Origin of the sequence: Streptosporangium nondiastaticum (assembly GCF_003011965.1) — a bacterium.
GTDB classification, from domain to species: Bacteria; Actinomycetota; Actinomycetes; order Streptomycetales; family Streptomycetaceae; genus Streptomyces; species Streptomyces nondiastaticus.
The window spans coordinates 122,153-139,203 of record NZ_PXWG01000002.1; the positions used below are offsets into that span (position 1 = coordinate 122,153).

Consider the following 17,051-nt stretch of genomic DNA (forward strand, 5'->3'; position numbering starts at 1 on the left):
GTGTAGGGGATTCCCATGACATCGACAACGCCGGCAGGAGCGCCGGGCGGGCGTCGTCTCTTCATCTCGTACGCGCGCCCTGACAGCGAATCCGTGCTGAGGCTGGTGGAAGTGTTCAAAGCACTGCGCCACACCCCCTGGTTGGACCGCGAGCTGGAGACCGAGGGCGGAAAACCGTGGTGGGACCGGATCCTCACCGAAATCGAGGCGTGCGACGCCATCGTCGTCGTGCTCTCACCTGAGCTCTTCGATTCGGTCCCTGCTCAGCGGGAGCGCGAGTACGCAGCCGAACTCGGCAAGCCGCCGCTGCCCGTCATGGTCGAACCGGTCACGCCCGACATCCTGCCGCCGGATCTGAGCAATCGACAGTTCGTCGACTTCACCCAAGCCGACCCATTGGCCGGAGCCAAGCTCGCGAGCGCCCTGACAGGACTGCCCTGCGCCCCGCCGCTGCCCGACCCGATGCCCAAACGCCCGGATGTGCCCTCCAGTTATCTGGGCGATCTCCGCGACCGCGTACGAGCAGCAGGCCTGTCGCTGGACGAACAGGTCGGGCTGATCACCGAGTTGCGTATCCGCCTGGACCTGGAGAGAGAGCGGCAGGCCGTCGTCACCCTGCTGCGCGAACTGCAACGGCGCCGCGATCTCTGCCATGCTGCCTGGCAGATACTGGACCCACTGCTCAGGGATGTGAGCGGGGAGCCGTCGGAAGTGCCCTCCCCCGGAGCGGAGTCGCAGAAAGAGCAGCCCGCCACGCTGTCCACGTCCGCAAGTGCCCAGCCGGAGCCGACGACACCGGAATCCGGTCTGCCACCGGCCGGCTGGTACCCGGACCCCTCGGGCCGCCATCAACTGCGGTGGTTCTGGAACGGCTGCTGGACCAGCCAAGCCTCCGACAACGGCAAGGTCATCAACGACCCGAACTTCTGAAGGTGAAGGGAATCCACCGCCATGAGCACACCAAGGCCGTCATCCGGCGACAGCAACAGCTCCCCCGATCCTCCTCCCGGAGGACGCTACCCACCACCCGACGTGCCCCCGGTCTATCAGCAGCCTCCCACGCGCAGCAGAGGAGCGCCAAAGACCGCGCAGGGCACCAAACCGCCCACCTACTGGTGGCTGTCGATCATCGTTTTCCTCTTCTTCTGGTTCCTCTTCGGCGCCTTTGGGATGTACTACTCGGCGCAGGTTTCCACCCGCTGGGGTTACGGAGACGCGCCCGGCGCACAGCGTGCGTCGAAGTCCGCCCTCATCGTCAACTTGGTCGGGCTGGGCTTCGGCATTGTCTTCTGGATTTTCGTGCTGTCCCTCGGCTCCCAGTAGTGCGATGCCGCCCTGGAGCGCGTCTGACAGCTGACGGTGCGGCCTGGCGGCCCCCGTCCTGCGGCCGGTCAAGGCGTCCGGTCGAGGCGGTGGGGTGAGGCGGGTGCGGCGTCTGCTGCGAAGGCCGCGGGCTGCCATGGTGGTGCGAGGATCCGCCGCGTGGCGTCGTTCACGTAGTCGATCTGTTCCGGTGTGAGGTAGTCGCGGTAGCCGCCGATGACTCCGCGGCGGGTCTTGTAGGAGTCGGGGTTTCCGGGAACGGCGGGCCGGAGCTTGTCCGTGTTCAGGGCGTTGGAGAGTTCCATGGCGCGCATGGCTTTGAACTCCGCGAAGTCGACCACGGTGCGGAGCGCGTCCCGGCCCGCCGGAGCCAGCCCGCAGAAGTCGAGCACGCGTGCGAGTTCCCCGGCGGTGTCGGCGGCCAGCCGCTCGTAGGAGGTGAGGAGGAACGAGGCGGGTACGTCCTGCCGGGCGTGCCAGATATCCCAGAAGGTCAGGCAGGTCCTGACACTGCCTTCGTCTTCGGTCAGGAAGTCACCGATCTCCCCGGCGTACGGGCGGAAATCGCGGTGGAGGACCTGGAAGTAGCGGGATACGGCGGTGTCCCGGATGTCGCGGACCAGGAGGACCACTTTGCGGTCGCGGTAGAAGCCCTTGTTCCGGGACAGCCCTGCCGGGGTGCGCCAGGGGACGCGGTCGTCGTGCCAGAAGACGATGCGCGGGACGGTGGAGTCCACCGCGCTGAAGCCGGTCAGTGCCAGGTCCCGGCAGACTTCCATGGGGATTCCGCGCGCCGTGGAGATGGCCTTGGCCATGAGCAACCGCAGCCAGGTGCGGCCGCATTTGGGGAAGGAGAGGACGTAGACGTCGCCTTGGGTGTCGGCGGGCCTCACGGGCTCCTCGGGGGAGGGTGGGGAGAACACCGGAGCGGTCCTTTCCTGTCGCTCACGGCCGGGGGTGTTCCCGGGCCATGGCCAGGATCCCGTCGTGCAGTGTGGTGCGGGGCCGGTAGCCGAGTTCCCGGGTGGCGACGGTGATGTCGGCGCTGGTGTGGCGCGCGTCCCCGGGGCCCGTCGGCAGGGGCAGGATCTCCACGGGCCCCACGATGTTCTCGACGGTGGAGATGGCTTGTTTCATCGAGACCGGGGAGCCGCCGCCGAGGTTGGCGATCCCGGTGAACGCGGAGCGGGCCGCCTCGCGCATGGCGGTGACGGCGTCGTGGACGTAGGTGAAGTCGCGGGTCTGTTCCCCGTCGCCGTAGAGGGGGAACGGGGCGCCGTTCGACGCGGCGTGGAGGAGGCGGGCCAAGGCCATGTCCGGCCGCTGGCGGGGTCCGTAGACGGTGAACAGCCGCAGGGACACGGCCGGCACTCCGAAGGTCTGCCGGTAGAGCTCGCACAGGTGCTCGCCGGCCAGCTTGGTGATCCCGTACGGGGAGACGGGCCGGGGCAGGACCGTCTCGGCCGTGGGACAGACCGGTGCGTTGCCGTAGACCGAGGAGCTGGAGGCGTAGACGAACTTGCCGGCCGGGTGCTGCCGTACGGCCTCCAGCAGGACCTGTGTGGCGAGCACGTTGCGGGACGTGTACAGCGGGAACTCCGCTCCCCAGGACGGCCGCACCCCGGGCTGGCCGGCGAGGTGGTAGACGGCGTCCGCGCCGTCGACGAGCGGGGCGAGGTCCGCTGTCAGCAGGTCGGCGCGGTGGAGGGAGAAGCCCGGGGAGCCGGTGAGGGTGCGGAGATTGCGTTCCTTGCGGGCCGGGTCGTAGAAGTCGGTGAAGGAGTCGATGCCCGTGACGGTGTCGCCGCAGGCCAGCAGGTGCGCGCACAGGTGTGAGCCGATGAAGCCGGCCGCCCCGGTGACCAGCGCCCGCACTACCGCTGCCCGCCCGATACCTCGGAAGCCCCGGAGGGGGAGCTGCCGCCGCCGGCGCCGGCGGGGCAGGCCGCCGCTATGCGGGCGACGTCCTCGCTCGTGAGGGCGATGTCGGCCGCGGCGGCGTTCTCGGCGGCCCGGGAGGGTGTGGCGGTTTTGGGGATGGCGAAGGTGTGCGGGTCGCGGACGAGGAAGGCGAGGGCGATCTGGTGCCGGGTGGCGTCGTGGGCACCGGCAATCGCGTCGAGGACGGCGGCGGCCCGTGGGGAGGGCGGGAAGGAGCCCAGTCCGAAGGGGCTGTAGCCGACCATGGCGGTGCCGCGGGCCCGGCAGGCGGGGGCGACACGGAGTTCGGCGGAGCGGTCACCGAGGTGGTGCAGGACCTGGTTGCAGGCGATCTCACCCGGTTCGGTACGGGCGAACAGCTCGGTGAGGTGGCGTTCGTGGAAGTTGCTGACGCCGTAGTGGAGGATCTTCCCCGCCCGGTGGAGCGCGCGCAGCCCGGTGAGGGTCTCGTCCAGGGGGTGGCCGTCGGGCCAGTGCAGCAGGTAGAGGTCGAGGTGGTCGGTGCCGAGGCGGCGCAGGCTGCGCTCGCACGCGGCCACGGTGCCGTGCGCGTCGGCGTTGGCCGGCCGGACCTTGGAGGTGAGGAAGACCTCGTGCCGCCGGTGGCGCACGGCCTCGCCGACGAGGCGCTCCACCTCGCCCTCTCCGTAGGACTCGGCGGTGTCGATGTGCGTCATCCCGGCGTCGATGCCGGTGTTCAGGGCGCGGACGGCGGTGCGGCGCTCGGCGTGTTCCAGTTGCCAGGTGCCCTGTCCGATCACGGGCAGGGCGGTGCCGGACGGACCGATGGGGCGGGTGCGCATCAGCTCTGACCTCCGCTTCCGGGGGTGCGCGGGCTCACCAGGTGACGGGCAGGGTGCGGGGTGCCCGGGTCTTGAGGCCCGTCTTCCACAGCGGTGGTGCCGCGGCGCGCAGGGTGGGGAAGCGGCGGACGAGCCCGGCCAGGGCCTCCTGCAGCTGCACGCGCGCGAGGTGGGACCCGACGCAGTGGTGGGCGCCGTGCCCGAAGGCCAGGTGGGGATTGCGGACGCGGCCGAGGTCCAGGCGCCCGGGATCCGCGAACGCTGCCTCGTCGTGGTTCGCCGAGGAGTTGACGGCCATCACCGCATCGCCCGCGTGCAGGGTGACGCCGCCGAGTTCGATGTCCTCGGTGACGACGCGCAGGTTCGCCTGCACGTTGGTCTGGGCGTAGCGCAGGAGCTCCTCGACGGCCCGGGGAATCCGGTCCGGGGATTCCCGCAGGTACTGGTAGCGGCCCGGTTTCTCGAGCAGGAGGTGGAGCGTGCCGGCGAGGCGGTCGGCCGTGGTGCCGTAGCCGCCGGCGAACAGCACCAGGGCGAAGGAGACCAGTTCGCCGTGGGTGAGCCGGTCACCGTCGTCGTGGGCGCGGATCAGCAGGCTCAGCAGGTCGTCGGCGGGCCGGCTCCGCTTGGTGTCGATGAGCGCGGCGAGGTAGCCGGTCATCTCGCCGACGGCCGTGGTGACGGCGGAGTCCGGGACGGCGGTGAGGTTGCGCAGGGCGTCGCACCACGCCTCCAGCCGCCGGCCGTCCTGCCGCGGCGCACCGAGCAGGTCGCACAGGACCGTCAGCGGGAGCGGCCGGGTGAACAGGGGGACGAGGTCGGCGGGGCGGCCGTGCGCGGCGACCTCGTCGAGGAGGTCGTCCACCAGCCGCGCCACGCCGTGGCGCAGGGTCTCGACGCGGCGGACGGTGAAGGCCGGGGCGACGATCCTGCGCAGGCGCGTGTGTTCCGGGGGGTCGGCGGCCAGGACCGAGTCGGGCAGCGTCGTCACCCCGGCCATGCGCGGCCCCGCGCCCCGGGTGGCACGGGAGCGGCTGAAGCGGGGGTCCGCGAGGACGGTGCGTACGTCCGCGTAGCGGGTCACCAGCCAGGCGGGGTCGCCGCTGGGGAGGCGGATCCGGGCGCAGGGGCGGGTGCGGCGCAGTGCGGCGAATTCCGGGAGGGGGCCGAGCCCGTCGTGGTGCGGCAGGGGGAAGACGGTGTCGGCGGCGGGAAGGGGGTGGTCCGCGTCCGGCATGGGCACTCCTGGACCGTGTCGGGTGGTGAAGGGGGCGGGCGGGCGTGGGTGGGTGTCAGTCGTGCGCGTCAGTTGTGTGCGTCAGTTGTGTGCGTAGACGGAGACGTGGTACGTGCTGGTCCTCGTGAACGGCGCGTCCTCCCAACCGCCTTGGCGCCGTACGAGCCGGAGGCCGGCTTGTTCCGCCAGGAGGTCGAGTTCTCCGGGCGACACGTAGTGGAAGCGGACCCGGAAGTGATGGGTCCGGTCGGCCTCGTGGACGAGGTAGTGGGAGTGGTAGGTCTGGGTGGACGGGTCGATCAGGCGGTGGCAGAGGATGAGGTGGTCGTCGGTCGCCGAGACGGTCTCGGGCACACCGGACGCCGCGGCGACGGCGAGCGCCTCGGGCACGTGCGCGTCGACGGCGAACACTCCGCCGGGCGCCAGACGGGCCGCGACCGCGGCCAGGCATCGCTGTTTGGCCTCGCGGTCCGGGAGTTCGAGGAACGTGCCGCCGGCGGCGTACACCAGGGAGAACCGTCCCGGGACCGGGACCGGAACGTCCGCGAAGTCCCCCTGTGTGACGGCGATCCGGTCGCCGCCCGGTTTCGCGCGCAGCTGCCGGATCATCGCGCCGGAGCGTTCGACGCCGTGGACGTCGAGGCCGCGCCCGGCCAGGGGCAGGGCGACCCTGCCGGTGCCGATGCCCAGTTCGAGAACGGGTCCCGCACCGGCGAGCCGGGCGAGGGTGTTCACCGTCGCGCCGGTGACGCCGGGTTTGGAGAACCAGCGGTCGTAGTCGGCGGCGTTTCGGTCGGCGTAGCCGGGTTGTTCGCCGTGGCCGGGTTGTTCGGCGTACGCGGGTTGTTCGACGTGCCTGGGCTGTTTGACGTGCCTGGGCTGTTCGGTGTGCCCGGACCGTTCGGCATCCGTGGGGCTCGCCGGCCCCGCGGGCCTGTGTTCCGGCTCCTTCCCGCGGCTGTTCCCGGTGCCGGGGAGCGGCGCCGCTGCCGGGGAAGTGAGGTTCTGGTCCTGGTGTGGGGGCATGGTCGCGGTCTCCTCGGCCCGGGGCCGGTGCGGGCGCCCGCCTGAGCGGTCCGGGCCGTGCGCCTGCGGGCCCGTCGGTGAGCGGGGTGTCAGCCGAAGGGGTGCGGGCCGCGCGGTGACGGCGGGCCGCGTTCGTCGTCCGGCCCCGCAGGCAGCGGGCGAGTGCCCGGGGCCACCACCCGCATGACGCTCACGCCCAGCGCGATGGCCGGACCGCAGGTCGTGTCCACGAGGACGAGTTCCCGGCCGGTGTGGGCGGACAGCGCGTCGAGGCCGCCGCGAGCCGGCTCGGCCGGCCGGTGGCCGCGTCCCGCCTCCGGCGTGGCCGTGGTCGTGGTTGTGGTTGTGGTTGTGGTTGTGGTCCATAGGGTCAGGCTGTCCTGCAGGTGGTAGGCCCGGAGCGCGTGGCGGACGGCCGAGTCCGGCGCGGTGCGGCCCTGCCAGCGGGACCAGGTGTCGCGGCCCACCGGTGAGTGGATGCTCCAGCGCACCATCAGCGCTTCGTAGGCGGCCTTCTCCACGAGGACGGCGAGGTCCCCGTCGTCGGGGCCGCACCGGGCGCCGAACGTCTGCCCCGTGCGGTCGGGCGCGTGCAGGCAGACTGCCACGCACCGGGTACCCGCGCGGGCGGGCACGTCGAGGACAGTGGCCCGTACGCCCAATGCGTCCAGGAGTGCCGGGAGAGGGGCGGGCAGGGCGGGCGCCGGCAGGGCAACGGGAGCCGGGGAGAGTCCGTACCAGCTCGCGCGGAGGAGGTCGCGTTCGAGCACCTCCCAGGCGGCGTGATCCGCGGCGGACTCCGCGCTCGGGTGCGAGGCGACTCCGGTGGACCCGGCGCCGGGGCCGGGGTCGCAGCCGGCCGGGGCCCGGTGGTGGAGATGGACGGCGCCGGCCGGTACGTGGACTTCGGCGCCGCCGGGAACCACGCGGCCCAGGACCCACAGCCGCCGGGCGTCACGGGCCTCGGCCGCACTCCCCCGGGTCAGCACGGCGGGGTCGAGGGCCGGCATTCCCCGGCGGATCAGTTCGCGATAGCTCGCCACCACGGCGGCTGCGGCCTCGGCGGCGCGGCCCGCGAGGATGTTGCCGACGCGTTCGAGGAGTTCGCCGCGCGCGCTGGTGACGACACCGTCCCTGTCGTGCCCGGCGGCACTGCCGACGATGACGGGCCGGCCGCCCGCCGCGCAGACCGGGTCGAACTGCGGTGACCGGGCGGCGACGCGCGCGAAGACGACGTCAGGCGATGCGGGGTATGGGCTGAAAACCTGCGGCTCCCAAGAGGGCGCGGTCACCGGGCGCTCTCCCGGGTGCTTTCCCTGGCCACAGCAATGGCCTCCTCCAGGACGGCCAGCCCGTGATCGGTGAGCGCGTCCCGGTGATCCTCCAGGGTGCGCACGCCTTCGGTGGCGGAGCGCGCGAGCTGCGCGTGGCGTGAGCGCACGGCCGTCGCCGTCCCGGGATCGCGCGTGTCCCCGTCGAGCAGGCGCTGGTACAGCAGGACGCTCCGGGCAAGGACGGCGACCTGCTGGAACAGCCCCGTCAGCGGCCGGGCGTCGACACGCAGTGGGGTAGCGACCAGACCCACATCGCCCCGTGCGGACCGCAGGAAAGGCTGTGCTGCCACGGACGCCGCGTTGCACCGGGTGTGCGTGCCCTCGTGGACGAGAGCCTCCGCCAGGCGGACCGGTCCGGGCAGGGCATCGGGCCCCGGGCCCAGGCGGTCGCGCCGGACGAACACGGCACCGTGCACCGTGAAGTCGGTGAACCCGTCGATCGCCGGACCGGCCAGCAGGGCGATCTGGGCCAGGATTCCGCCCAGCTCCGCGTGCGCCTCGGGCCAGACGGCCGCGAGCAGTGCCACCGTCTCGCGGAGCGTTTCGACCTCGCCCTCATGCCAGGCGACCACGGTGGATTCCGGAGGCCTTCCGGTGTCATCGTCCTGCCGCGGAAGGGAGTTGCGGGCCCGGGTGACGCTCCGCTCCAGGTGCGGGGCCGGTGCGGCGGGTTCGGCCGGCCACGGGAGCGCGGACGGCGGTGCGGCGGCAATGCCGGCACGGGCCCGGTCGAGCATCCGGCCGAGCCGCGCGAGCCGTTCAGCGCCGGGCGCGTCCGCGCGCAGTACCGCTTGGGCGAGGTGCGCGATCTCGGTGATCGCGGGGTGCCCCGCCTCCGCCGCGGTCACCGTCAGCCCGGCCCGGGCCAGGCCCGACCGGGTCATGCGGGCCAGTACCGTCCGTTCCTCGGCGCTCTGATGCGCGTCGGGTGCGATACGCAAGGGCATGTACCTCCGGGTACCCGGCAAGAAAGGGGGGCAGCGGACGGCAAGGAACCGGTCCGCCGCCCTGAAGGAACCTGAAGCAAGCGGCCTGGCCTCAGCAGCTCGGGATGTCGACCATCAAGGCCAGCTCGGGCAGTTCCTCGTCCGGGACCTGCTCGATGTCGGTGTCGTTCATCGTGATCTCCCTTCGATTGCCGGTTCCACCATGGTCGGGTACCTGTCAAACCACCGTAGGCAGGTAGCTGATCTGACACAAGGAGTAGTCACGCCATCGGATCCAACTCCGTTCCGGACGTGCCCCCTTGACGCCCCGGCCCCCGGTGCGGTCGCATGCCGGCATGCGGATCGCGTACCTGCACAGCGGGAGCATTCCCTCGGTCTTCGCCAACGGCGTCCACATCATGCGCATGTGCGACGCCTTCAGCGCGGCCGGGCACGAGGTCACCCTGTACGCCACCCCCGGCTCCCACCCCGCCGACGACCCGTACGCCTACTACGGGGTGCGCCACCGGTTCCCCGTGCGCAGGGTGCCCTGCCCGGACTACACTCCGGCGGGCTACTGGAAGCGCGCCGAGGCCGTAAGGGACCTGCTGATCCGCGACGGCGTCCCCGACCTGCTCTACGGGCGCGACCCCTACAGCCTCTCGGCGGCCGCGGACCTGGCCCCGTTCGTCTACGAGGTCCACCAGCTGCGCGACGACCTGGCGCCGGCCGGGATGGAGCGCGACCTGCTCGCACAGCCACGGCTCGCGCGGGTCGTCGTCATCACCCACGCCCTGGCGCGGGACCTCCAGGCCGCCTACCCCGGACCGGGCCCCCTGCCCGTCCTCGTCGCACCCGACTGCGCCGACCCGGTCGATCCCGCCACGACCACAGCCCTGCCGGAGCTGCCCGGGCGCCCGGACGCGCCGCGGATCGGGTACGTCGGACACCTCTACGACGGGCGCGGCATCGACCTCATCATCGAGCTCGCCCGCCGGCTGCCCGGCTTCGACTTCCACCTGGTCGGCGGCACCCCCGAGTACCGGGCCCGCTGGGAGGAGTCCTGCGGCCTGCCCAACGTGCACTTCCACGGCCACCGGCCGCCGGCCGACCTCCCCGCGTACTACCCCCACTTCGACGTCGTCCTCGCCCCGCACCAGCGCAAGGTGTACACCTGGGGCAACCTCTTCGAGATCGGCCGCTGGACCTCGCCCATGAAGATCTTCGAGTACATGGCCCACGGCCGGACCATCGTCGCCTCCGACCTCCCCGTCCTCCGCGAAGTCCTGCAGGACGGGGTGAACTGCCTGCTGTGCCCACCGGAAGACATCGACGCCTGGGCCGCCGCACTGAACCGGCTGGTCGCCGACGAGGCACTGCGCCGGGCACTCGGCGACGAGGCCCGCCGACAGGTCCTGGACCGCTACACCTGGCGCCGCCGCGCCGACGACGTCCTCGCCGGACTCTGACGCCGGGGTGCCTCGGTCGGCGGCCTTCCGCACCGAGGGCCTTCACCATCCGTGTTCCCTCCGGTTGTTGTGGTGGGGGAAGGGCTCGTCCGGGACGGGAAGACCGAGGAAAGGGGCGAGGCGTTCGTAGCCCTGGCCGTCGGTGATGTCGAGGACGAGCAGGTCGCCGTCCCGTCCGGCGAAGTGGCGCAACACCTCGGCGGTGTGCCGCCGGGCGACCCGCAGGAACCGCTCCCGGTGGAAGGCGTGGCAGCCGTACACCGCGGACCGCAGGAAGCGCTGGAGGTCAGGGTAGTGCTCTCCGAGCGCCGCCTTGTTCCCGATCTCATTCCCGGTCTTGTTCCCGATGGGCCGCTCCCAATGCCGGCGACAGGAACGCAGCCAGCTCTCCTCCTCGCGGACCGTGAGGACGAACTTCGCTCCGGGCCACAGCAGATCCAGTTCCTGGTAGTAGGGCACGACCGTGATGTCGGTGATGCCGTCGTACCGGTCGAGGACCCCGAAACGCGCCGTGCCGGCCAGCAGCGTCGCATAGGTGGACGCATCGGAGGGGTAGTGGGCGGTGTCGAAGCCCAGGGTGCGCAGAGCCGTGGTGAGGGAGAGGGTCCCGGTCCGGGACAGGCCGATGCCGAAGACCTTCGGCTTCGTGGTGGGCGGCAAACTGAGGCTCATGTACGCCACCGTGCCGGACAGCGAGAGATTGTCAACAGCGGCTGAAAGGCTTTTGAGGCGTTGCCCGCCGCGACGGCAGCCAGGTGAGCCGGTCTCCCTCACTACACCAACCGGTGTCCGTAGGGTGCAGCGGCACGCCGATAGTGACGAATCGACGGTTTTCGTTGCTCCAGCGTTTGAGACAACAGGTGCAGTTGACGCCCCGTCCAGGGGTCAGTGAAGATGCGTCGCCGGAAAGGACGAGCGGTCCACCTACCCGGTCTCCGCAAAGAGCTCTCCACGGGGGCCGGGGTCGCCGGACTCACGCTCAGCAATTTCCTGGTGCGCAACGGCATCAGCTGCGTCGTCCTGGAGAAGCACAGCCGGACATACGTCGAGCACCGGCAACGGGCCGGGACCATCGACGCCCGAGGGGTGCGCATGTTCCGGGAGTGGAGGCTCGAATCGGAGACGCGGCGCACCTCGTCCCTCCGATGAGCGCGAAGGGGGTCAACCTCGCCCTCCACGGCACCGACGTGTTCGACGCGCCGTCATCCGCCGGTTCCGGGAGAGTGATACGCCCTTGCTCGATGTCGTCCGCCGCGACCACAGCCGTCGCGACGGACAACAGTCAGCTCAGGACCACCACTTGTGCCACATGGCGTTGTCACCGCCGCGCACGAAGGTGTCGATGCGCCCGTAGCCCCAGGACACTGCTGCCGGCGCCGAGGTCAGTCCGCCGCCGAGGGACTCCCAGTCCGACCAGCGACCGTCATACCACTTGTGGTACATGGCGTTATCGCCGCCCCGGACGAAAGTGTCCAGGCGGCCGGAGTCCCAGGACGCCACGGCCGGGTCTGACGTCAGGTAGCCGCCGAGGGACTCCCAGTCGGACCAGCGGCCGTCATACCACTTGTGCCACATGGCGTTGTCGCCACCGCGCACGAAGGTGTCGATGCGCCCGTAACTCCAGGAGACCGCTGCCGGCGCCGAGGTCAGTCCGCCGCCCAGGGATTCCCAGTCGGACCAGCGGCCACCGTCGAACCACTTGTGGTACATGGCGTTGTCCCCGCCCCGGACGAAGGTGTCCAGTCGGCCGCCGCTCCACGAAGAGACCGCCGGTGCCGAGGTCAGGTAGCCGCCAAGTGACTCCCAGTCGGACCAACGACCACCGTCGAACCACTTGTGGTACATAGCGTTGTCGCCGCCGCGGACGAACACGTCGATGCGCCCCGGTCCCCAGGAGACCGCTGCGGGAGACGAGGTCAGGTAGCCGCCGAGTGACTCCCAGTTGGACCAGCCGTTCTCGTACCACCTGTGCCAGAGGGCGTTGTCGCCGCCACGGACGAACGTGTCCAGGCGGCCGTTGTTCCACGACGACACGGCGGGCGCGGACGTCAGTCCGCCGCCGAGCGACTCCCAGCCGGACCACGTCTGCGCGGCGGGTGCCGTGGTGGCTTCCGCATGCCGGGGTGTTGCCGTGGCAGGGGCCAGAGCTGTGACGCCGAAGAGGAGGAAGAGTGCTGCAAGGAAGACCGGTATCGAGCGTCTGTGTCTGCTATGTCTGCGGTTGAGCATACGGATGTCCTTCCGGTCCGGTAAGAGTGGTCCGTTCCGGTGGGGGTGCCTTGTGAGGCGTTGCTCTGCGATAGCGCGGACGACGCTAGGGTTGCCGCGCCCCGCGCGGACAGACACTAACCGGACAAGCGTGAGCCGCGGCCGGCCCAGGCCCGGACCGGCGCCGCCCTGCGACCCCGTGGAACCAGCGGCGCGACAGTGCGTGTCGCGCAAGGCGAACGTGTCACCGAAGCGGACGACCTTCTTACCCTCCAGGGTGAGGCTGTTGCCGCTCTTGACATCTCCAGCGCTGTTGATGCCGAGGTCCTCGCCCCGGCTGCGGGGCCCCGGCCTGTGCGGGCGCGGACTCCGCGGTGGTGACGGCCTGTACGACGGCCGGCCGCGTCAGCGGCAGCTTGCCGTTCGGCGTCCGGTCGTCGTGCGCGATCGTCCCGGCCTTGATCGGCCCGGGTGTGCTGCCCGGCGTGGGCTGCGGCAGTCGCAGGTCGGCGCCCGTCAGCTGATCGTCGACGCGCTGCGCGCTGCCGGTGGTCAGCTTGCCGTCGTACTTCCCCCACAGTGCCGCGGGCAGGCTCGCCTTGTTCGGCGGGGCAGCCCAGGCGCTGAGGTCCTGTGGTGGACTCCTTGGTCAGCGCGACCGTGAGCGTCGAGTCGAGGTCCTCGCCGCGGTTCGCAGGGGCCGGATGTTGACGGCCTTGCCGGTGCGGGACGCCATGCTTGGCCTTCACACGAACACCGTTGTGCCGCCGTCGGCGGTGCTGCGCACGGACCTGGCCCGGGCCTTCACCGATTTCCATGCCTGCGCCTATGGCAGCCTGGCCGTACGACTGCCCCGGCTGATCTGCGCGGCCCACGCCCAGGCCGGAGCCGCGGCGGACGGCTGGCCCACGGCTATCTACTGGCCACACGCATGCGGATCAAGCTGGACGAGCAGCAGCTCGGCTGGACGGCCGTCGACCGCGCCCGCCAGGCCGCCGAAGCCGCCGGCCAGCCCTTGCTGGTCGCGGAGGCTGCGCGGCAGCTCGCCGTCCTGACCCGCAAGGCCGACTGGCACCAGCAGGCGCTGTCCATCGCCCCGACAGCCGCCGAACATCACTCTCCCGAGGAGACCCCAGCCCGCCCAGCGGTGAAGTCCCTGGTCTACGGACTGCCGGTCTCGGGGCGGACGACCACCGAGCCACGCGGGCTCGCCGCCCGCGCCGGCGCCCTCGCCTGACGGTCCACCCGCCGTGAAGGGCGGGCCCTCAAAGACCGGCCCGGCCCCGGAACGGCCGCAAGCGCCACCTGGTCGTCGACACCCGCGGCCTGCACGGCGGTCACGTCGGCGGTGCACTCCGTCGGCCCCTACAAGTTGAAAGCGCGTATGTTCGCCAGGCCGACCGCCGCCTGCCACAACTGCTTGACCGAGGCATCGAAGGTCATCGGGGCCTTGACCGCCACGCGCAGCCCCTGCCGCCTCTGGCCGGCGTAGACGGTCTGTTCCAGTGCCGCCAGGTAGCGGACGGCGGAGCGGTGCTCGATCCCCACGACCCGAGGCGTGCCCGCGGAACCGGAGGTGAAGAGGGTGTAGGCCACGTCGCGCGGCCGGACGCCGTCCCGCTGCCGAGCAGCACCGGCGCCCATGCCCCGGGCGTCGCCGAGCACCGGGAACTCCGCCACGACCGCTGGAGGGAGTGGTCGCGCCTTGGTTGGCTCCCCCGCCGACCGCATCACGGGAGCCGGCGCTGCACTGCGCGGGCCCCTGCGGCCGACACTGCTGATGCTCGGGTCGTGGTGGGAGAGGGCCCGGCCGACGCGGCGGGAGCGGTCCAGTGGGAAGGGGGGTGATGATCGGCCTTGTGCCTTCTTCTTCAGGATCACGAGAAGGCCGGCCCCATGTCCGGCAATCACACCAACGGGTAACCACTTGTCGGCGTACACGCGAACTCAGCCGCGCACTCCGACACCACCCGTGACGTCCTCGGTCGGCCGGCCCGGAATGACTCGCACATGCGCGGGCCGACCGACCCTGACGACACCGGCTCAGGCCGGGGCGGGCAGATGGATCGAGGCGAGTTTGGCCGGGTCGACGACGATGTGGATGCCGCTGATCCGGCCTTCGCTGACGGTGAAGGCGATGACGGAGAGAGGGGTTCCGTCGGGGCGCCAGGACATGTGGCCGGGGATGCCGTTGACCAGCACTGGCCGGTGGCGGGCGACCTCGCCGGAGAACCTGCGGGCACCGGCGGCGACGTTGGTGGCGCCGAGGGTGACGACCACGCCGTCGGGGGTGTCGACGGTCAGCTTCACGTTCGGGTCGAGGACGCGCAGGAGCGCTTCGAAGTCGCCGCCGAGGGCGGCGGCGCGGAATGCCTGGACGACCTCTCGGTGCTCGCGGCCGGGGCCCGCCGGCCGGTCCGTGGCTTGGACCTTTCGGCGGGCGCGGCTGGCGATCATCTTGGTGGCGTCGGCTGATTTGTCCAGGATCTGGCCGATTTCGCGGAATGGGACGGCGAACATGTCGTGCAGGACGAACGCCAGGCGCTCACTCGGGGTGAGCGAGTCGAGCACGACGAGCAGGGCGAGGCCGACCGAATCGGCCAGCGCCACCTGCTCGTCGGGCGCGGGGTCGTCGGCGGGCGTCACCACGAGGTCCGCGAACTCCTGCCCGTAGGCGGTTTCGGGACGGGCCTGGCGGGATCTCAGGAGGTCCAGGCTGATGCGGCCGACCACGGTGGTCAGCCAGCCCGCCAGGTTGCCGATGGCCGCTTCGTCCTGTCGGACGAGGCGCATCCAGGCTTCCTGGACCACGTCCTCGGCGTCGGCGTGCGAGCCCAGCACGCGGTACGCAACGGCGCGCAGCCGGTTGCGCTGGGCTTCGAACGCCTCGGTCACGAGGCCGGACAGGTGGGCGGTCACGGCTTTCGCTGCTGACGGAGCGAGACGCGGTTGCCGTCCGGGTCCACTGCCTCGATGCGGACGCCGAACGGATAGTCCTCGGGTTCGGACTGCTCGAAGACGACGCCGCGCATTCGCATGAGCTCGAAATCCTTCCGCAGATCGTCGGACTCGAGGATCAGCGGACCGGGCGCGGCATTCCGGCCCGTGTCGCCCGGCTGTCCCGCGGCCGCCGCATGCGACCACAGGATGATCTGCACCGGGCTGCCGGGCATTCCGACGGTGAGGAAACGTCCGTCGGGCCCCGGGAAGTCGACCCGCTTCTCCAGCCCGAGTCCCTCGGTGTAGAACTCCAGCGCGCGGTCCTGATCGGTGACGTAGACCGTCACGTACATGATGTTGGTCAGCATCCGGTTCTCGATTCACTCGTTGGCGTGATGACCGTTCATATTCGGTCTTCGCCCCTATGACGGATGCCAACGGGAGAAGGTAACAGGACCGGTCCGCCAGTCGTCGTGGCGGGCCAGGAAGGTCGCAACGAAGGTCGTCAAGTATCAAGCAGAGCCTGTTCGTCCTGTTCAACCAGTTATCAGGCCTGCCCGGTACGACCGGCGAGTCCGATGTCAACGCGGCATCCCGTGTTCGTCAACGCGTACCACGTCGGGCCGGCAGCCAGCGGAGCCAGGTACGGCGCGGGATCCGCGGAAGCGGTGGCATGTCCGCAGGCAGGGGAACCGTGTGGGTCCGCAAGGACGCCTCGTTCGTAGGATCGGGACCGGGATCGGGACCGCCGGTGCCGTAGGAACCCGGGGGGTTCGGGGGACTGCCATTCGGAGGTGTGGTGACACTGCCCTGGGGCACAGTAGGAGGCTCAGGGTCGCACTCGCTGTCCCCGGGATGAACCGGTCGCGCCGCAGCCAGGGAGTCTCGGCGCGCGCCGTCCCATTCGAAGACCGTCACCGCGTGTTCCCGCGTCCGGCGCCGGATGGCCTCAGGCAGCCATTTGCCATGGGCCAGCAGCCGGGACACCTCGTCCGTCTCCGCTGCGGGCAACATGTTGATCAGCTCGGTGACCGAGGGCCGGGACTGTGGATCCTTGTCGAGGCAGGGGCGGATCAGTGAGGCGATCCGGTCCGGCACACGACTGAGGTCGGGTTCGTCATGGATGACGCGGTACATCACCCCCATCGGGTTCGCCCCCTCGAACGGGGCGCTCCCCGTGGCGGCGTACGTCAGCGTGCACGCCAAGGCGAACACATCGCTGTGGGGTCCCGACCTGTGGCCTTGGACTTCCTCCGGCGACATGTATCCAGGGGTTCCGATGACCACTCCCGTGGCTGTCAGGGTGGTCGCGCCGCCGAGGACGGAGACACCGAAGTCGATCAGCCGGGGGCCGTCCTCCGCGAGCAGGACGTTCGACGGTTTCAGGTCGCGGTGCACGATTCCCGCCGCATGGATCGACTCCAACGCGCCGAGCAGCCCCAGCCACAGGGCCAGCAGCGTCGTCGGGTCCAGCGGCCCGAACGCGGAGACCGCCTGACTCAGGGAGGGCCCCGGAACGTACTCGGTCGCCATCCACAGACGCTCGTCGATTCCGCGGGACGACTCCAGGACAGCGGCGGTGAAACGACCGCTGACCCGCGACGCCGCGTGCAGTTCACGCTCGAACCGGCGACGGAATTCCTGGTCCTCCGCGAGCTGATCGTGCAGCACCTTGACCGCGGCCAGTTGCCCCGTGCGGGAGCGGCCGAGATACACCTTGCCCATGCCGCCGGACCCCAGCCGGCCGAGCAATTGGTATGGCCCGATCCGCGCAGGATCCGAACGCCCAAGAGCGGAGCCGACTTTGGGCCCGGTCCCCTCTTCGTCCCGTCCGCCCCGCATTT

Annotated in this window: 18 protein-coding genes; 5 read left to right on the top strand and 13 right to left on the bottom strand. The window is 71.0% G+C overall.

The window, feature by feature from the left end:
• Positions 1-15 precede the first annotated feature (15 nt).
• Positions 16-930 carry a TIR domain-containing protein gene (locus B7P34_RS02085; protein WP_106674024.1) on the top strand — a complete coding sequence of 305 codons (915 nt, stop codon included), beginning with the start codon at positions 16-18 and terminating at the stop codon, positions 928-930.
• Between the two features lie 21 nt (positions 931-951).
• A complete protein-coding gene (locus B7P34_RS02090; RefSeq protein ID WP_106674025.1) occupies positions 952-1,323 on the top strand; it encodes a CD225/dispanin family protein in 372 nt (123 codons plus the stop codon).
• 68 nt (positions 1,324-1,391) lie between these two features.
• Here B7P34_RS02090 and B7P34_RS02095 read toward each other — a convergent pair whose 3' ends face one another.
• From B7P34_RS02095 to B7P34_RS37145, 7 genes are all read right to left on the bottom strand, one after another.
• A complete protein-coding gene (locus B7P34_RS02095) occupies positions 1,392-2,246 on the bottom strand; it encodes a sulfotransferase domain-containing protein (RefSeq protein ID WP_106674026.1) in 855 nt (284 codons plus the stop codon).
• Positions 2,247-2,268: 22 nt separating this feature from the next.
• Positions 2,269-3,198 (bottom strand): NAD-dependent epimerase/dehydratase family protein, encoded by a 930-nt coding sequence (locus B7P34_RS02100; RefSeq protein ID WP_106674027.1) that lies wholly within the window; start codon positions 3,196-3,198, stop codon positions 2,269-2,271.
• Positions 3,198-4,067: an aldo/keto reductase gene (locus B7P34_RS02105; RefSeq protein WP_106674028.1), complete on the bottom strand. Its 870-nt coding sequence runs from the start codon at positions 4,065-4,067 to the stop codon at positions 3,198-3,200. The genes B7P34_RS02100 and B7P34_RS02105 overlap by 1 nt, the downstream gene beginning before the upstream one ends.
• Positions 4,068-4,101: 34 nt before the next feature.
• Positions 4,102-5,304: a cytochrome P450 gene (locus B7P34_RS02110; protein WP_106674029.1), complete on the bottom strand. Its 1,203-nt coding sequence runs from the start codon at positions 5,302-5,304 to the stop codon at positions 4,102-4,104.
• Between the two features lie 81 nt (positions 5,305-5,385).
• Complete coding sequence (locus B7P34_RS02115) at positions 5,386-6,330, bottom strand: class I SAM-dependent DNA methyltransferase (protein WP_106674030.1); 945 nt, start codon at positions 6,328-6,330, stop codon at positions 5,386-5,388.
• A gap of 89 nt (positions 6,331-6,419) precedes the next feature.
• Positions 6,420-7,622: a YcaO-like family protein gene (locus B7P34_RS02120; protein WP_189382363.1), complete on the bottom strand. Its 1,203-nt coding sequence runs from the start codon at positions 7,620-7,622 to the stop codon at positions 6,420-6,422.
• Positions 7,619-8,605 (bottom strand): aKG-HExxH-type peptide beta-hydroxylase, encoded by a 987-nt coding sequence (locus B7P34_RS37145; RefSeq protein ID WP_189382365.1) that lies wholly within the window; start codon positions 8,603-8,605, stop codon positions 7,619-7,621. Before B7P34_RS37145 ends, B7P34_RS02120 begins: the two co-directional genes overlap by 4 nt.
• Positions 8,606-8,946: 341 nt before the next feature.
• On the opposite strand from B7P34_RS37145, the gene B7P34_RS02125 reads away from it, so the two are divergent.
• Positions 8,947-10,059: a glycosyltransferase family 4 protein gene (locus tag B7P34_RS02125; RefSeq protein WP_106674031.1), complete on the top strand. Its 1,113-nt coding sequence runs from the start codon at positions 8,947-8,949 to the stop codon at positions 10,057-10,059.
• A 42-nt stretch (positions 10,060-10,101) separates the two neighbouring features.
• Here B7P34_RS02125 and B7P34_RS02130 read toward each other — a convergent pair whose 3' ends face one another.
• Complete coding sequence (locus B7P34_RS02130) at positions 10,102-10,731, bottom strand: sulfotransferase family protein (RefSeq protein ID WP_146166703.1); 630 nt, start codon at positions 10,729-10,731, stop codon at positions 10,102-10,104.
• Positions 10,732-10,953: 222 nt separating this feature from the next.
• On the opposite strand from B7P34_RS02130, the gene B7P34_RS02135 reads away from it, so the two are divergent.
• Positions 10,954-11,208, top strand: coding sequence for an FAD-dependent monooxygenase (locus tag B7P34_RS02135; RefSeq protein WP_223267402.1), 255 nt, complete (start codon positions 10,954-10,956; stop codon positions 11,206-11,208).
• Positions 11,209-11,346: 138 nt separating this feature from the next.
• Here the strand turns inward: B7P34_RS02135 and B7P34_RS02140 are convergent, their stop codons facing one another.
• Positions 11,347-12,288, bottom strand: coding sequence for a carbohydrate-binding protein (locus B7P34_RS02140; protein WP_106674033.1), 942 nt, complete (start codon positions 12,286-12,288; stop codon positions 11,347-11,349).
• A gap of 910 nt (positions 12,289-13,198) precedes the next feature.
• Here B7P34_RS02140 and B7P34_RS37150 point away from each other — a divergent pair.
• Positions 13,199-13,504 carry a hypothetical protein gene (locus B7P34_RS37150; protein WP_189382366.1) on the top strand — a complete coding sequence of 102 codons (306 nt, stop codon included), beginning with the start codon at positions 13,199-13,201 and terminating at the stop codon, positions 13,502-13,504.
• Between the two features lie 128 nt (positions 13,505-13,632).
• On the opposite strand, the gene B7P34_RS02150 is transcribed toward B7P34_RS37150, so the two are convergent.
• From B7P34_RS02150 to B7P34_RS02165, 4 genes are all read right to left on the bottom strand, one after another.
• On the bottom strand, positions 13,633-13,947 hold the full coding sequence (locus B7P34_RS02150; protein WP_106674034.1) for an AMP-binding protein: 315 nt from the start codon (positions 13,945-13,947) through the stop codon (positions 13,633-13,635).
• 363 nt (positions 13,948-14,310) lie between these two features.
• Entirely contained in the window at positions 14,311-15,186 is an 876-nt protein-coding gene (locus tag B7P34_RS02155; RefSeq protein ID WP_106674035.1) for a sigma-70 family RNA polymerase sigma factor, read from the bottom strand.
• On the bottom strand, positions 15,183-15,575 hold the full coding sequence (locus B7P34_RS02160; protein ID WP_106674036.1) for a VOC family protein: 393 nt from the start codon (positions 15,573-15,575) through the stop codon (positions 15,183-15,185). Before B7P34_RS02160 ends, B7P34_RS02155 begins: the two co-directional genes overlap by 4 nt.
• A 235-nt stretch (positions 15,576-15,810) precedes the next feature.
• Positions 15,811-17,049 (bottom strand): serine/threonine-protein kinase, encoded by a 1,239-nt coding sequence (locus tag B7P34_RS02165; protein ID WP_223267417.1) that lies wholly within the window; start codon positions 17,047-17,049, stop codon positions 15,811-15,813.
• Positions 17,050-17,051 lie beyond the last annotated feature (2 nt).

Excerpts from the sequence above, each read along its gene's own strand:
- B7P34_RS02125 (WP_106674031.1), top strand. The coding sequence starts at position 8,947 with ATGCGGATCGCGTACCTGCACAGCGGGAGCATTCCCTCGGTCTTCGCC.
- B7P34_RS02160 (WP_106674036.1), bottom strand. The coding sequence starts at position 15,575 with ATGCTGACCAACATCATGTACGTGACGGTCTACGTCACCGATCAGGAC.
- B7P34_RS02140 (WP_106674033.1), bottom strand. The coding sequence starts at position 12,288 with ATGCTCAACCGCAGACATAGCAGACACAGACGCTCGATACCGGTCTTC.
- B7P34_RS02090 (WP_106674025.1), top strand. The coding sequence starts at position 952 with ATGAGCACACCAAGGCCGTCATCCGGCGACAGCAACAGCTCCCCCGAT.
- B7P34_RS02110 (WP_106674029.1), bottom strand. The coding sequence starts at position 5,304 with ATGCCGGACGCGGACCACCCCCTTCCCGCCGCCGACACCGTCTTCCCC.
- B7P34_RS02135 (WP_223267402.1), top strand. The coding sequence starts at position 10,954 with ATGCGTCGCCGGAAAGGACGAGCGGTCCACCTACCCGGTCTCCGCAAA.
- B7P34_RS02115 (WP_106674030.1), bottom strand. The coding sequence starts at position 6,330 with ATGCCCCCACACCAGGACCAGAACCTCACTTCCCCGGCAGCGGCGCCG.
- B7P34_RS37150 (WP_189382366.1), top strand. The coding sequence starts at position 13,199 with ATGCGGATCAAGCTGGACGAGCAGCAGCTCGGCTGGACGGCCGTCGAC.
- B7P34_RS02085 (WP_106674024.1), top strand. The coding sequence starts at position 16 with ATGACATCGACAACGCCGGCAGGAGCGCCGGGCGGGCGTCGTCTCTTC.
- B7P34_RS02105 (WP_106674028.1), bottom strand. The coding sequence starts at position 4,067 with ATGCGCACCCGCCCCATCGGTCCGTCCGGCACCGCCCTGCCCGTGATC.
- B7P34_RS02130 (WP_146166703.1), bottom strand. The coding sequence starts at position 10,731 with ATGAGCCTCAGTTTGCCGCCCACCACGAAGCCGAAGGTCTTCGGCATC.
- B7P34_RS02165 (WP_223267417.1), bottom strand. The coding sequence starts at position 17,049 with ATGCGGGGCGGACGGGACGAAGAGGGGACCGGGCCCAAAGTCGGCTCC.